The following is a 336-nucleotide window of genomic DNA, read 5'->3' on the forward strand; positions in this document are numbered from 1 at the left end:
CTGCTACGAAGCGATGCATTCTCTTCTTTCAAGCTAGTATTTTCAGCAGCCATCCCTTCAAGGCTCATAATAGCTTCCTTTAATTGTTTATTTTCCTCGTAAGCGTTCATCAAATCTGTCAAGACATCTTTCTGCTCAGAAAAAAATCTAGTAGGTATTGAAATAACCGATTGAATTGGCGTTACAACAACACTAACGATATTATTTAAATATGGTACCTGTAACCCCTTAGAGAAAGTCACAAACAAAAGAGAAAATGACAGTAATAAAAAGATAGAAACAACTACTACTAATTTTGAAAATTTATTCATAATAGACCCTCACCAAGATACAATA

The 336-nt window shown here is 33.3% G+C and carries 1 pseudogene; it reads right to left on the bottom strand.

Annotation, left to right across the window (positions count from 1 at the left end):
* Positions 1 to 311, bottom strand: a pseudogene (locus C1E99_RS10960) (rod shape-determining protein MreC); the annotation flags it as partial.
* Positions 312 to 336 lie beyond the last annotated feature (25 nt).

The organism is Streptococcus suis, from assembly GCF_002964045.1.
Lineage (GTDB): Bacteria > Bacillota > Bacilli > Lactobacillales > Streptococcaceae > Streptococcus > Streptococcus suis_U.